At 52.3% G+C, this 14,649-nt stretch carries 14 protein-coding genes and 2 pseudogenes; 11 read left to right on the top strand and 5 right to left on the bottom strand.

Translation table 11 applies throughout. The features are described 5' to 3' along the window. Positions 1-16: 16 nt before the first annotated feature. The 4 genes from murJ to rimJ form a co-directional block, all read right to left on the bottom strand. Positions 17-1,555: a murein biosynthesis integral membrane protein MurJ gene (gene murJ, locus HA45_RS09655; RefSeq protein ID WP_100702778.1), complete on the bottom strand. Its 1,539-nt coding sequence runs from the start codon at positions 1,553-1,555 to the stop codon at positions 17-19. 121 nt (positions 1,556-1,676) lie between these two features. Continuing rightward, positions 1,677-2,597 carry a Gfo/Idh/MocA family protein gene (locus HA45_RS09650; RefSeq protein WP_100702777.1) on the bottom strand — a complete coding sequence of 307 codons (921 nt, stop codon included), beginning with the start codon at positions 2,595-2,597 and terminating at the stop codon, positions 1,677-1,679. Position 2,598: 1 nt separating this feature from the next. Then, the gene (locus tag HA45_RS09645; RefSeq protein WP_100702776.1) at positions 2,599-3,240 is read right to left on the bottom strand and encodes a DUF480 domain-containing protein; all 642 of its coding nucleotides are present in this window, start codon (positions 3,238-3,240) and stop codon (positions 2,599-2,601) included. Positions 3,241-3,253: 13 nt separating this feature from the next. Then, positions 3,254-3,847: a ribosomal protein S5-alanine N-acetyltransferase gene (gene rimJ / locus HA45_RS09640; RefSeq protein ID WP_100702775.1), complete on the bottom strand. Its 594-nt coding sequence runs from the start codon at positions 3,845-3,847 to the stop codon at positions 3,254-3,256. 243 nt (positions 3,848-4,090) lie between these two features. Between rimJ and mdtH the strand changes: the two genes are divergently transcribed. From mdtH to HA45_RS09590, 10 genes are all read left to right on the top strand, one after another. Then, complete coding sequence (mdtH, locus tag HA45_RS09635; protein WP_100702774.1) at positions 4,091-5,293, top strand: multidrug efflux MFS transporter MdtH; 1,203 nt, start codon at positions 4,091-4,093, stop codon at positions 5,291-5,293. A gap of 89 nt (positions 5,294-5,382) precedes the next feature. Then, positions 5,383-6,030, top strand: coding sequence for a glutaredoxin 2 (gene grxB, locus HA45_RS09630; RefSeq protein WP_100702773.1), 648 nt, complete (start codon positions 5,383-5,385; stop codon positions 6,028-6,030). Positions 6,031-6,140: 110 nt separating this feature from the next. Continuing rightward, complete coding sequence (locus tag HA45_RS09625; protein ID WP_100702772.1) at positions 6,141-6,704, top strand: lipoprotein; 564 nt, start codon at positions 6,141-6,143, stop codon at positions 6,702-6,704. Positions 6,705-6,839: 135 nt separating this feature from the next. Continuing rightward, positions 6,840-7,886 carry a dihydroorotase gene (gene pyrC / locus HA45_RS09620; protein WP_100702771.1) on the top strand — a complete coding sequence of 349 codons (1,047 nt, stop codon included), beginning with the start codon at positions 6,840-6,842 and terminating at the stop codon, positions 7,884-7,886. Positions 7,887-7,954: 68 nt separating this feature from the next. Next, positions 7,955-8,200: a DNA damage-inducible protein I gene (gene dinI / locus HA45_RS09615; protein ID WP_100702770.1), complete on the top strand. Its 246-nt coding sequence runs from the start codon at positions 7,955-7,957 to the stop codon at positions 8,198-8,200. 142 nt (positions 8,201-8,342) lie between these two features. Then, a complete protein-coding gene (locus tag HA45_RS09610; protein ID WP_100702769.1) occupies positions 8,343-8,612 on the top strand; it encodes a hypothetical protein in 270 nt (89 codons plus the stop codon). Positions 8,613-8,900: 288 nt separating this feature from the next. Further along, the gene (gene bssS, locus HA45_RS09605) at positions 8,901-9,155 is read left to right on the top strand and encodes a biofilm formation regulator BssS (protein WP_013508627.1); all 255 of its coding nucleotides are present in this window, start codon (positions 8,901-8,903) and stop codon (positions 9,153-9,155) included. Between the two features lie 106 nt (positions 9,156-9,261). After that, complete coding sequence (gene solA, locus HA45_RS09600; protein ID WP_100702768.1) at positions 9,262-10,377, top strand: N-methyl-L-tryptophan oxidase; 1,116 nt, start codon at positions 9,262-9,264, stop codon at positions 10,375-10,377. A 294-nt stretch (positions 10,378-10,671) separates the two neighbouring features. Further along, a complete protein-coding gene (locus HA45_RS09595; RefSeq protein WP_100702767.1) occupies positions 10,672-11,244 on the top strand; it encodes a cytochrome b in 573 nt (190 codons plus the stop codon). A 1-nt stretch (position 11,245) separates the two neighbouring features. Next, entirely contained in the window at positions 11,246-11,821 is a 576-nt protein-coding gene (locus HA45_RS09590; protein WP_100702766.1) for a YceI family protein, read from the top strand. 44 nt (positions 11,822-11,865) lie between these two features. Here HA45_RS09590 and trhO read toward each other — a convergent pair. After that, a pseudogene (gene trhO / locus HA45_RS09585) lies at positions 11,866-12,920 on the bottom strand (oxygen-dependent tRNA uridine(34) hydroxylase TrhO). Between the two features lie 268 nt (positions 12,921-13,188). On the opposite strand from trhO, the pseudogene HA45_RS09580 reads away from it, so the two are divergent. Continuing rightward, positions 13,189-14,111: pseudogene (locus HA45_RS09580) on the top strand (Kdo(2)-lipid IV(A) acyltransferase). Positions 14,112-14,649: the final 538 nt, after the last annotated feature.

Genomic DNA, 14,649 nt, shown 5'->3' with positions numbered 1-14,649 from the left:
CCGAGGCGGGATTTTTTTATGCTATTGTACGGCGGGCAAAGTCTCTCGGTCGGAAGCCCAGCAAGCCCAGCATCACAAAGTAGGCGCCACCGCCAATTGCACACACCGCAGCCAGACGCAGTAATCGCGACCACATCTGCCCTTCTTCCCAGGCAGGCATGATTTGCAGAATGCCGAGCAGCGCTGCCGCCATCACCACCACCGCGATCAACAGACGCACCAGGAAGCTAAACCAACCCGGCTGCGGCTGGAAAATATCCTGTTTGCGCAGTTGCCAGTACAACAGTGCGGCATTCAGACAGGCCGCCAATCCAATCGACAGCGACAAGCCAGCATGTTTGAGTGGACCGATAAACGCCAGGTTCATCACCTGCGTCATGATCAACGTCACGATGGCAATCTTCACGGGGGTTTTGATGTTCTGACGCGAATAGAAGCCTGGCGCCAGCACTTTAACCACAATCAGTCCCATCAATCCCACTGAATAGGCCACCAGCGCACGCTGCGTCATCGCAGCATCGAATGCGGTGAATTTGCCGTACTGGAACAGCGCAACCGTCAGCGGACCAGACAAGATCCCGAGAGCAACGGCGCTCGGCAGCGCCAGCAGGAAACAGAGACGTAAGCCCCAGTCCATCAGGCGTGAATATTCATCATGATTGCCGCTGGCGAAGCTTTTTGCTAACGACGGCAGCAGAATCGTGCCGAGCGCCACACCCAGCACGCCGGAAGGGAACTCCATCAAGCGGTCGGCATAGTACATCCAGGATACCGAGCCTGAAACGAGGAATGAGGCAAAAATGGTGTTGATGATCAGGGAAATCTGGCTCACCGACACGCCAAGAATCGCCGGTCCCATTTGACGCATAACGCGCCACACACCCGCATCGCGCAGATTGAGGCGCGGCAGCACCAGCATGCCAATTTTCTTCAGATGCGGCAGCTGATAGAACAGTTGCAGCACACCCCCCACCACCACTGCCCATGCCAGCGCCATCACCGGTGGATGAAAATGTGGGGCGGCAAACACCGCGAAGCCAATCATGCTGATATTCAACAGCGTGGGCGCAAACGCGGGCACCGAAAAGCGATTCCAGGTATTCAAAATCGCGCCAGCTAGCGATGCCAGAGAGATCAACAGAATATAAGGAAAGGTGACGCGCAGCAGTGAGCTGGTGAGCGCGAATTTATCGGCGGTATCGGCAAAGCCTGGCGCGGTGACCACAATCACCCACGGCGCGGCAATCATGCCAAGCACCGTGACCACCGCCAGCACCAGCGTCAGTAGGCCGGAGACGTAGGCGACAAACACCCGCGTGGCATCTTCACCCTGCTTGCTTTTATATTCGGCAAGTATCGGTACAAACGCCTGGGAAAATGCGCCCTCCGCGAAGATACGGCGCAATAAGTTGGGCAGTTTGAAAGCGACAAAGAAGGCATCGGTGGCCATACCGGCACCGAAAACGCGTGCCACGATGGCATCACGGGCAAAGCCCAGCACGCGGGAAAACAGGGTCATCGAACTGACCGCAGCCAGCGATTTCAACAAATTCATATTGAGTGGCGCATCCTGAAAAGTGTCGGATAAATGAGCGACTTAGCGCGGACATCCGATGATGTCCGGCGCTAGTCTACTGCCACGGCGGGAAATGACCAGCATTGAGTGTTACAAGGGGTTATTCCTGTTCGGCATCACGCCAGAGTTTTTCCACCAGACGCTGCGCCGCCAGCGCCTGTTCACCGCTGGTTTCAGGCATCGTCTGATTTTCGATGCACTGAATAAAATGGTGTGCCGCGCCGCTGAAACCGCGCTGGGTAAGATGGCTTTGCCACGAAGGCGCGGGATCGGTACGTAAGCCGCTGAGGTTTTCTTGCTGCCAGTCATGCATATCACGAATGTCGATGTAATCACCGTCGCAGATGGCGCTGACCACTTCGCGCTGCGTGCCCGCACGACGATGCATACTGGTGGTAATTTGCAGCGCGCCCGCCGAGAAGTGATGTTCGGCATACAGCATCGCGCCCTCCTCATTGGTTTCAATAAAGCCCTGCTCACGCGTCAGCTTGCCGCCCGCCAGCCACAGCGCCGTATCCACCACGTGCAGATAGTCATCCAGCAGGGTAAAACGCAGATCCTGTGGGCCAACGCTATCCGCACGATGCTTCTCAATGCGCAGTGAGGCCGCACGCGGCATCTCGGCTTTCAACTGTTGATAGCGTGGCGCAAAGCGGCGATTAAACGCCACCATCAGTTTACGTTTGCGCTTTTCTGCCAGTGCCACCAGCGCTTCCGCCTGCTGCAAGGTTTCGGCTAAGGGTTTATCCACGCAGACATCTTTGCCCGCGAGCAACAACGCCTGTACCACCTCAAAATGACTGGCAGTGCTGCTGTGCACAAATACCGCATCACTGGCTGCTGCCAGTGCGTCAAGCTGATTGAAATAGGGTATGCGATAGCTATCACAGATCGGCTGCGCTTTTGCCTGATTCGGTGAAAACGCCCCTGCCAGCTGCCAGTGCGTGGCCTGAGACAATACCGGTAGCCAGGCTTTTTGCGCGATGCCGCCTAATCCCACGATGCCAATGCGCAGCGTCATGTTAATGCTCCTTTTGCAGCAGTTGCTGTAACTGGGATTGTAATTCGGCGACCTGCCGTTCCAACTGTGCAACCCGGCTCACCAAATCCTCGCTCTCCCCCTCGACCTCACTCATCACTGACGCTTCGGCAACCTCACCACTGAAGAGATGCATATAACGACTCTCACGTTTACCAGGCTCACGTGCCAGACGCACGATCATGGGGCCATCATCACGGGTGATTAAGCCGTTCAGCGTTTGCTCAACCTCATCCATATCAGCGAACTCATGCAAGCGCCCGCTGCGGGTGCGCAGTTCACCCGGCGTTTGTGCGCCGCGTAAAAACAGCAAGGTGAGCACGGCGACCTCAGCGCTGCTGAGTTGCAGGTTGCCAAACGCCGAGTTGCAAAAGCGCTGTTCATATTTGCTGACGCGTTGGCCAAACCCGTTGTTGGGCGTGACCAGATGCTTTTTCACCAGTTCATCGAGTTGAGACTGCACTTCCATCTCACTCAGATTCATCACCGGTTCACGATTGGATTTTTGATTGCAGGCGGTGACCACGCCATTAAGAGAAAGCGGGTATTGATCGGGTGTGGTGACCTGTTTTTCCAACAGGCAACCTATCACACGTAAAGCCTGTGTGGATAAAGCCATCTTCATGTAAATGTCCTTGTTATTGTCCACGACGATCCGCGGTCCACTCCTGCCAGGTTAACGCCGTCAGCACATGATCCTGCCAGCGTCCATCAATCAACAGGTAATCTTTGGCGTAGCCCTCTTTCTCAAAGCCAAGGCGGGCCAGCAGATCGCCGCTGCGCTGATTGTGCGGCATGTAGTTGGCCATGATGCGGTGAATACGCTGTTGCCGCTGCATATAGCGAATCGCCGCCTGCAACGCTTCAAACATCATCCCTTGTCCCTGCCACTTTTCGCCCAGTGAATAACCGAGATAACAGGCGTGAAACGAACCGCGCAGCACGTTGCTAAAGTTGGCGACACCGCGCACTTCATGCTCTTCCTGGTCCATCAGCACAAAATAGTAGGCTGAGCCCTGTTTGTGCATATCAGCGATCAACCCAAGGCGTGCCTGCCAACCCGAGGGATAGCAATGACTTTCGTCACGCACCGGCTCCCACGGTTTTAGAAAGACACGATTCTCGGCGTAATAATCCGCCAGTCGCCAGGCATCGCGTTCGTGAACTAAACGGACCACCAAACGATCGGTAGAGAGGCGCACGCGGGGTCCAGCAGAACGATAGCCAAACATCATGACTCCTGAAATCCATAACTGTAAGAAAGATGTACGCCAACGGCGATACTTCTCACTATAACCGTCACCTTCGCTGCGGTAAAACCCTCGGCAGTGTGCGAAAGGATTGTTCCTGATTCAGGATTAATTTTTCTGCGCATTCGATGAAAAAATATCATCCTCGATTCGCTGTTTTTCCCCTCATCGCAGGCGGAAAATAGACCAACTGGTCTCTTATTTCATCTCTTGCTCAGGAAAAGCATGTCTCGGGTAGCGCGGGCACGACGCCTCGGTAAAACTTTTTTGTTAGTCGATAACATGTTGGTGGTGTTAGGGTTTTTTGTGGTATTTCCCTTAATCTCCATCCATTTTGTCGAGCAGCTCGGCTGGGCAGCGTTAATGGTCGGCATCGCGCTGGGTTTACGCCAGTTTGTGCAGCAGGGGCTGGGGATTTTTGGCGGTGCGGTGGCCGACCGTTTTGGTGCCCGCCCGCTGATTGTCACCGGGATGCTGATGCGCGCGGCCGGATTTGCCTGCATGGCGCTGGCTCACCAACCGTGGATGCTGTGGCTGGCCTGTTTACTCTCCGGACTTGGCGGCACTTTATTTGATCCTCCCCGCAGCGCCATGGTGATGAAATTGGTGCGTGCCCGCGATCGCGGTCGTTTTTTCTCCTTATTGATGATGCAGGACAGCGCAGGCGCCGTGCTGGGTGCACTGATTGGTAGCTGGCTGCTGGCGTGGGATTTCCGTCTGGTGTGCTGGGTCGGCGCAGCGGTGTTTGTCGTGGCGGCGATATTTAATGCCGTGTGGTTACCGGCATGGCGCATCTCAACCGAACGCATCGCCATGCGCGAGGGCATGCAGCGCGTTTGGCAGGATAAACGTTTCCGCCTTTATGTACTGACGTTGACCGGCTACTACATCCTGGCTGTGCAGGTGATGCTGATGTTGCCGGTGATGGTCAATCAGGTGGCTGGTGCGCCCGCCGCAGTGAAGTGGATGTACGCCATCGAAGCGATGTTGTCATTAAGCCTGCTGTATCCGCTGGCACGCTGGAGTGAGAAACGTTTCCGTCTGGAAACCCGTCTCATGGCTGGCTTGTTCCTGATGACCTTTAGCCTGCTGCCCGTGGGAATGACCCAATCGCTGCCCTCCTTGTTCATGCTCATTGGCGTGTTTTATCTCGGTTCGATCATCGCCGAACCGGCGCGTGAAACCCTCAGTGCTTCGCTGGCCAGTGCGCGTGCGCGTGGCAGCTATATGGGTTTCAGCCGGCTAGGACTCGCCATCGGCGGTTTAATTGGCTACTCCGGCGGCGGCTGGATGTTTGACGTCGGGCAGCAAATGGCGCTGCCGGAACTGCCTTGGATGCTGCTCAGCAGCGTGGGCATGGTTACGCTCATGGCATTATGGTGGCAGTTCCAGCCGCGATCCGTGGCACCGGCCATCTTCAGCAGCTAGTTTGCCCCTTCGAGTGATCTCTTCCATACTTCCCGCACGTCCGGAAAAAGGGTGACCTCCGTCACCCTAAGACTCACAGGAGAAACGGGATGAAACTTTACATCTACGATCACTGCCCTTTCTGCGTCAAAGCACGCATGATTTTCGGCTTAAAAAATCTGCCGGTTGAACTGATTGTGATGCTCAACGACGATGAGCAGATGCCCAAAAAACTGATTGGTCAGAAGATGGCGCCCATTCTGCAAAAAGCTGACGGCAGTGCCATACCGGAAAGTATGGACATTGTCCGTCTGGTGGATAAACAGGATCGCGAGCCGCTGCTGAACGGTAAAAACAATCCTGCCATCAGCGAATGGCTGCGCCGCGTCAACGGCTATATTAATAAGCTGCTGATCCCGCGTATCGCTGACGCCTCGTTTGCTGAATTTGCCACGCCGGAAGCGCGCCGTTATTTCCGCGATAAAAAGCAGGCGAGCATTGGCGATTTCGCTGAGCTGCGCAAACACTCGTCGGGTCTGATTAAAAACATCAGTGATGATCTGCGCCAGCTCGATAAGCTCATCGTCAAAGCGAATGCCGTGAACGGTGAACTGTCAGAGGACGATATTAATCTGTTTCCTCTACTGCGTTCGCTCACGTTGGTGGCGGGCATTGAATGGCCGAGTCGCGTCGCAGATTATCGCGACAATATGGCTAAGCAAACGCAAATCAACCTGCTCTCTTCCATCGCTGCGTAATGCGATCTGTTGAGAAACGCTGCGGCGTTTCTCATCCCTCACCTGGTGACACCTGGCCCGGTTTCAGGCAGGCTATGGCTGGTTTGCCGTATCGTTCAGGATGAGGAACTATGAAAAAGGCGATGTCCGGGCTGTTGGCCCTGTTTTTAGCCGCGCTATTGAGCGGCTGTAATCAATTGACGCAATACACCATCAGCGAACAGGAAGTTAACCAGGCGCTGCAGAAGCGCAATAACTTCGAAAAAGACATCGGCGTTTCCGGGTTGGTTAATGCACATATTGTGCTGAGTGACCTGAATAGCCAGATAGGTCGGGAGGAGCCAGGCAAAATTACCCTGTCCGGTAAAGCGAACATTAATGTCAGTTCGCTGTTTGGCCCGCAGCAAGCGGAAATGCAGCTGAAGATGAAAGCGCAGCCAATTTTCAATGCCCAGGAAGGCGCGATTTATCTGCATGATATCGAGATTGTCGATGCGCAGGTGCAGCCGGAGAAGATGGCGTCGATAATGAAAAGCCTGACGCCTTATCTGAATGAATCGTTAAAGCGTTACTTTAATGAGAAGCCGGCGTACGTGCTGAGTGAAGATCGCAGCAAAGGCGAAGCGCTGGCGAAGAAATTCGCCAAAGGCATTGAAGTGAAGCCGGGGCAATTGGTGATTCCGTTTACCGATTGACCTGCCAAACCGCACCTTCGGGTGCGGTTTTTGTTTGCCGCAATAAAATCCCGTGCAAACGGTTGCTCACACCCTTATGATTACTCCCCGGCCTAAACGTGCCCATTCGTTTTTTCACAGCCGGAGCCTTTTTGAATGACAGCCCAACCCCAGCAAATCACGATTCGCCGCCCTGACGATTGGCATATCCATCTGCGCGATGGCGCAATGCTCAATGCCGTTCTGCCTTATACCAGTGCGGTGAATAGTCGTGCGATTGTCATGCCCAACCTGGTTCCACCGGTAACCAGCGTGGACGCCGCCGTTGCTTACCGCGATCGCATCCTGGCTGCGCTGCCTGCTGAACACACCTTTACGCCATTAATGACCTGCTATCTCACCGATACCCTGGATGCGGATGAGATCGAACGCGGCTTTCACAACGGCACCTTCACGGCGGCTAAGCTCTATCCTGCGCATGCCACCACCAACTCCAGCCATGGCGTCACCAATATCGACGCCATCGCCAGCGTGCTGGATCGTATGCAGCAGATCGGGATGCCGATGCTGGTGCACGGTGAAGTCACGGATTCGCACATTGATATTTTTGACCGTGAAGCCCGCTTTATCGAAACGGTGCTAGAACCGCTGCGTCAGCGCTTCCCTGCCCTGAAAGTGGTCATGGAGCACATCACCACGAAAGAGGCGGCAGAATATCTGGCCGCGGGCAACGACCTGCTGGGCGCCACCATTACGCCACAGCATTTGATGTTCAACCGTAACCATATGCTGGTGGGCGGTGTTCGTCCGCACCTCTATTGCCTGCCGATCCTGAAACGCAATATTCATCAGGAAGCGCTGCGTAAACTGGTGGCAAGTGGCAATCGTCGCGCCTTCCTCGGCACGGACACCGCGCCGCATCTGCGCCATCTCAAAGAAGCGAGCTGCGGCTGTGCCGGCGTGTTTAACGCGCCCACCTCATTGCCCGCTTATGCGACGGTATTTGAAGAGTTAAATGCACTGGAGCACTTCGAAGCGTTCGCTTCTGAGAATGGGCCAAACTTCTACGGCCTGCCGCTGAACGAAGGCACGCTGACGCTGGTACGTGAGCCGTGGACGGTGCAGGAAACGATCGCCATGACTGACGACACGCTGGTGCCGTTCCTTGCCGGTGAAACGTTGAACTGGCGCATCAAAGAATAATTGAGCCCTGCTTGCCTTTGGGATAATTATACTGTACAAATAACCAGTATATTATCCCGGAGGCTTTTATGCGTGTTGAAATTACCGTAGCGAAAACTCAGCCCCTTCCTGCAGGTGCCTTAGATGCACTCGGCGCCGAACTCACTCGTCGTATTTCCCGTGATTTTCCTGAAGACGATCACCATGTCAAAGTCCGCTATGCCGGGGGCAATCAATTGAGCGTATTCGGTGGCTGTAAAGCGTCACGCGAACGCATTAGCGATATTTTACAAGAAACGTGGGAAAGCGCAGACGACTGGTTTATTACTGATTAACTGCCACTGTGCCGTTTTTACCGGGTTTCGCCACCCGGTTTTTTTGTTTTTATTTCCCCTCGCCAGAAAAAGTCACTGCATCTAGACTCATGTTAAACGATCCCCTATTCTTGCCTCGTCATGCTTACAGGAGGTGTTTTACATGACTACTGAAAAACCAGAAGAGGCGATGACCTTCGGTGAATTGCTGGCATTCATTGCCGAACAGCAGCGCCGTTTAACCGTGCTGGAAAATGCCTTTGCCAGTTTGACGTTCTGTCTTGATGAGCGTGCCAGTCAGTTGCTGGTGCACAACCTGTCACTCGAAGCGCAAAATCAGAACCACGACGCCCAGTTACAGCAGCATTTTACTCGGCTGGCAGAAGAGATTCAGAAACGCAATGGTCAGTTACCACCGGAAACACAGGCCTAAAGCTTTCACTTTTTTACCTGCTCCCACAGCGTAAAGTTTTACTCTGGCACTGCCGATAACCAGGGTGTAGCCGCTGCGTAGGATATCTAATAAATGCCCAGTGCATCGGGCATTTTATTATTCGACAAAAGTCGCATTTTAAACGCATTTATTATCGTTATCTTTTTAATCGCCACACCTTTTAACTATTGTACCGTCTGTTTCATGTTATAATTGTTCCGCTAGTGCAAGAAAAGCTGCATTGAACCTCAAGAAGCACTTCGTTTAACGAGTAATAAGGAGGTTATAATGGACAGAAATAAAGACGTCATTCAGACTCATCCGCTGGTCGGATGGGATATCAGTACCGTTGACAGTTATGACGCCATGATGATCCGCCTGCACTCGCTATCATCGCAGGATCAGAAAGAAGAAGAAGCTGACGTAGGCCCTACCTACTGGCTGACCACTGATGTGGCCAGACAGTTCATCTCGATACTCGAAGCTGGCATTGCAAAGATTGAGTCCACAGAACAATACCTACGCGATAATCAAAAGCACTAATTTCTTATCTCGCGTGAAAGGGCACCCAACAGGGTGCCTTTTTCATGGGGGCTCTCTTTTGATATGCTGTTGAAAAATTTCGCCGTTTTGCAGGAGTGATGTGGTTATGATTTATGATCTGATTGTGGTGGGTAGCGGATCGGTCGGGGCAGCCGCCGGTTTTTACGCCACTCAGGCAGGCTTATCGGTGTTAATGATTGATAGTGCCCATCCGCCGCACAACCAGGGCACACACCACGGTGAAACTCGCCTGATCCGCCATGCTTACGGCGAAGGTGAACGCTATGTGCCACTGGTGCTGCGTGCGCAGACCCTGTGGGATGAGCTGGAGCGTCAGAGCGGTGAGCGCATCATGCATCGCAGTGGCATCCTCAACCTTGCACCAATGACCTCTTCCTTTATTCAGAATGTGATCGACAGCGCCAACGCTTTTCAGTTAGACGTCAAAATCCTGCAGGCGGATGAAGTGCGTAAACGCTGGCCGCAAATTTCTGTGCCTGACGGCTACATTGGCGTATTCGAGCCCCAATCCGGTTTCCTTAAATGTGAGCAGGCGGTGCGCAGCTGGGTGCAATTGGCTGAACAGGCCGGCTGTGCGCAATTGTTTAACTGCCCGGTGACCGAAATCGCACGCGATGGCGATCTGCAACAGGTGACGACGTCAGACGGGGTGTTCCGCGCACGTAAAATACTGGTCAGTGCCGGCACCTGGGTCAGCGAACTGGTGCAAGGCTTGCCGGTTGCCCCGGTGCGTAAGGTGTTTGCCTGGTATCAGGCTGATGGCCGATACAGTGAGAACAATCAATTTCCAGGCTTTACGGTAGAAATGCCCGATGGCAGCCATTTTTATGGTTTTCCTGCGGATAACAATGCATTGAAAGTGGGACGCCATGATGGCGGCCAACTCATGCATAAACCTGAAGATCGGAAACCGTTCGGCAGCATCGCCGCCGATGGCAGCGAAGCCTTCAGCTTCCTGCGTCAATTCTTGCCTGGTGTAGGCGTCTGTTTGCATGGCGAAGCCTGTAGCTATGACAACACGCCAGATGAAGACTTCATCATTGATACGCTTCCCGGCGAACCCAATCGTTTGATCATCACGGGTTTAAGTGGACACGGATTTAAATTTGCCAGCGTATTGGGCGAACTCGCCAGTGAATTTGCGCAGGATAAACCGTTTTCTTTTGATCTCACGCCGTTCTCGCTGGCACGTTTTCACTGATATTTTGCGCTGGCCCGCATCCCGCGCCAGCGCAATTGACAGAACTTGACGATAATAAATCTTTCCTGACTATTTCATCTGCTGCGTGACGCATTAGGTGTAGCAATCGCTTATTACTCCCCGTTTGACATCGATATTCCCATGCCATATTCAATAATCCTGAATCTTATTTGAATAAAGAGTCATTATTTCCGAATATCTTTTAAAAAGTTATAGAAAGGTAAGCCTGATTGCATTCATATTTCAAAATGTAGATGCTCATGACATCTTATTTCCTGTTGCTGGCAAATTCTCATGTGGCGTAATTCCAAACAGCATTTCGGACGACTTTCCATTATGTTGCACTGGCTGATGGCGTTGGCCATTTACGCTATGTTCGCGTTGGGTCTGTGGATGGTGGGCTTAGGTTATTACGATGGCTGGTATCATAGCGCACCAGAAATACATAAGGGCATTGGCATCCTGTTATTCGCCACCCTGATGTTGCGTCTTGCCTGGCGGTTCATCTCGCCACCCCCTGCTCCTTTGTCACATTACTCACCGCTGATACGACGCTCTGCGCGCGCAGCACACGGGCTGTTGTATGGCTTGTTGCTTCTGCTGCTGATCAGCGGCTATCTCATCTCCACCGCGGATGGCAAACCTATCTCTGTGTTTGGCTGGTTTGAAGTCCCTGCTGTCTTTAGCGGCGCGGGCGAGCAGGCCGACCTGGCCGGAGACCTGCATTTATGGCTGGCGTGGGGACTGGTGCTCTTTTCCGCTCTGCATGCGCTGGCCGCATTGAAGCACCATTTCGTTGACCGTGACGTGACGCTAAAAAGGATGTTGGGTTACCGCATCCCGTTAACCTCTGAAAAGGAAAAGTAACATGTTAAAAAAGACCCTATTGGCCCTAAGCGCCGCAAGCATCCTGAGCACTTCATTTATTGCCAGCGCGGCGGACTACAAGTTTGACAAAGAAGGGCAGCATGCCTTTGTGCAGTTCCGCATTCAGCATCTCGGCTACAGCTGGTTGTACGGTACATTTAAGGATTTTGACGGCACCTTTACTTTTGATGAAGCCAATCCGGCAGCCGACAAAGTGAGTGTGACGCTTAACACCGCCAGCCTCGACACCAACCACGCCGAGCGTGACAAGCATATTCGCAGTGCAGATTTCCTCAATACCGCGAAATTCCCGCAGGCCACCTTCACCTCGACCGCAGTGAAAAAAGAGGGTAAGGATTACAAAATTACCGGTGATTTAACGCTCAATGGAGTGACCAAACCGATTACGCTGGATGCGAAGCTGCTGGGCGAAGGCAAGGACCCGTGGGGCGGCTATCGTGCTGGGTTTGAAGCCAATGGTGAGATCGCCTTGAAGGAATTTAATATCACGAAGGATCTTGGGCCGGCTTCGCAAAAAGCAGAGTTGATTATCTCGGTGGAAGGTGTGCGCCAGTAAAACAGTCTCAGCCTGAGGTCGTATGATCTCAGGCTGGACAGGCGTTACTTCTTCTCTGGCGCGGGGATCGCCATGGTCATGTTCAGTAAACCACGAGATTTGTTGAACACCTTGTTGCCGTTTTCACGACCGGCACGACGAGAGCGCTGCTCTTCTGGCGTCAGCGTAGACTCTTCCATGCAGATTGGGCTGCAGCAGTTTTGATACTTCTCAGCACAGCTTGGGCACTGAATAAACAGCAGATGACAACCGTCATTTACACAGTTGGTGTGGCTATCGCAGGGCTCGCCGCACTGGTGGCAGCTGGAGAGGATATCATCAGAAATACGCTCACCCATGCGCTCATCAAAGACAAAGTTTTTGCCCTTGAATCGCACCGGTAAACCTTGCTCACGCGCACGGCGGGTATATTCGATGATACCGCCTTCAATGTGATAAACATCATTGAAGCCATTATGTTTCATCCAGGCGCTGGCTTTTTCACAGCGGATTCCGCCGGTGCAATACATGACAATTTTTTGTCTTTCTGGTCCTGCAGCATATCAACGGCCATCGGCAGCTGATCGCGGAACGTGTCAGCGGGCACTTCCATCGCCTGATCAAAATGCCCCACTTCGTATTCATAGTGGTTACGCATATCGACAAACACCGCATTGGGATCGTCCAACATGGCATTCACATCTGCGGCCTTCAAATAGGCACCGACATCGCTGGCATCAAAGCTATTGTCTTCAATCCCATCCGCCACAATGCGCTCGCGAACTTTAAGACGCAGCACCCAGAAGGATTTGCCGTCATCGTCCAGCGCGATATTCATCCGCAAGTTATTGAATGCCGGATTAAACGCATAAAGCGCGGCCTTCATCGACTCATATTGACTGGCGGGAACACTGATTTGTGCGTTGATGCCTTCATGCGCCACGTAGACGCGGCCAAAGACCTTGAGCTTCATCAGCGCAACGTAGAGTTCATCACGGAATGCTTTGGGGTCGGCAATCTGGAAGTACTTATAAAAAGAGACTGTAGTCCGCGGCTCGGTTTCAGCCAGCATACGATCTTTCAGCTCTTTATTGGAAACAAGGTTATGTAACACTGGCATGGTGTTCGATCCTGTTAGCAATCAGAGAAATTTAGCGCGCATATGATACCTGAATTAGGCTTGATGCAAAGCCCCTGGCAGGATAATCCTTGCAGCCGTGATAAGCGGCGCGATTCTCTGCCATAATTGCCGTTTAATGCGCAAAGCCACTGCCCAGAGCCGATCAGCCAGCTATGCTTGATTTCAGTCAGCTCGAAATAATGGCATAATCTCAGTAAATAACAGAAACCGGACTCTCTGGCACAAGACGCAGGATACTGACATTTCAATGACTCAACTTCCTCAATTTAATCGTGAACTCCTTCACCCACGTTACTGGCCTACCTGGATTGGTATTGGTTTCCTTTATCTGCTGGTGTTGCTTCCTTATCCGCTTTTGCACGCGCTGGGCTGTGGTTTAGGGCGCATTGCCATGCGCTTTTTGAAGCGGCGCGTGGACGTGGCACAACGCAATCTGGCGCTGTGTTTTCCGGATATGCCCACTAACGAACGTGAAGCCATGGTAAAGCACAATTTTGAATCTGTGGGAATGGGTTTGATTGAAACGGGGATGGCGTGGTTTTGGCCTGACTGGCGTATTCAAAAGTGGGTCAGCACTTCCGGTCTTGAGCACATCGAGAAAGCGTTAGCTGAGAAGCGTGGCATTCTATTGATTGGCATGCATTTCCTCACCCTTGAACTGGGTGCGCGCGTCTTTGGCATGCACAATCCTGGCATTGGCGTATATCGTCCGAATGACAATAAACTCATCGACTGGCTGCAAACCTGGGGACGCATGCGCTCGAATAAAAGCATGCTCGATCGTAAAGATCTCAAGGGTATGATCCGCGCGATGAAGAACAACGACATCATTTGGTATGCACCCGATCATGATTACGGCCCGCGCAGCAGCGTGTTTGCGCCCTTTTTGCGGTACCTGATGCTGCCACCACTAGCGGCACGCATATGTTGATTCGTTTGGGTAATCCTGCCGTGGTGCCTTTTCTCGCCCGCCGCCTGCCCAATGGGCGCGGTTATGAGCTGAAAATGATGCCTGACATCCGCGATAAGTTCTCACTTGAAAATGAACTGGATACGGCAAGCGTGATGAATAAGGTGGTTGAAGAGACCGTCTTGCTGGCGCCTGAGCAATATATGTGGCTGCACCGTCGCTTTAAAACCCGCCCGGAAGGTCAACCTTCGCTGTATTAATGTGATGTGGAGCACACTTCGTGCTCCCCCACTTCCTGAGTCAATTTGCGTTATGACGCGCTGATATTCCGCTAATTTTGGTGAAACTGGACCAGTCTGAATTCAGGCTGATGGGATTAAACGGTCCAAATTTTACTTTATCCACTGCCTCGAATAACTTATAGAAATGCAGAATATTAATCTTTGTTAACGAAATGTGAACAAGAAATAGTGCATCTTATTGAATTGCCTCCAAAGCTCATTAAGGGGCTTTACTGATTGAAACATGTCTATTCGGACCTGATTTTCATGAAATCCAGGTCTATTCCTATTTAATATTGCTGAATGCTTTGGCTTCGCTTATCAATCCAGTAAAATTAACTTACTTAACAAGGTTTTGTCCGAGTGATCCACCCGTATATTCTGTTTCTATAGAAGAAGTACTATCGTTATTCCTTTCTGGAATTTGTCCGCGAAATCGATTCCAGTTAATTTCAACCGTGACAGTTAGCTCAATAACTGCCCTTCTAAAAATATAAAAAGATTACACACAGCAAAT

Source organism: Pantoea rodasii, from assembly GCF_002095465.1.
In the GTDB taxonomy this organism is placed as follows: Bacteria; Pseudomonadota; Gammaproteobacteria; order Enterobacterales; family Enterobacteriaceae; genus Pantoea; species Pantoea rodasii.
This window is presented reverse-complemented; position numbering and strand designations above follow the sequence as displayed.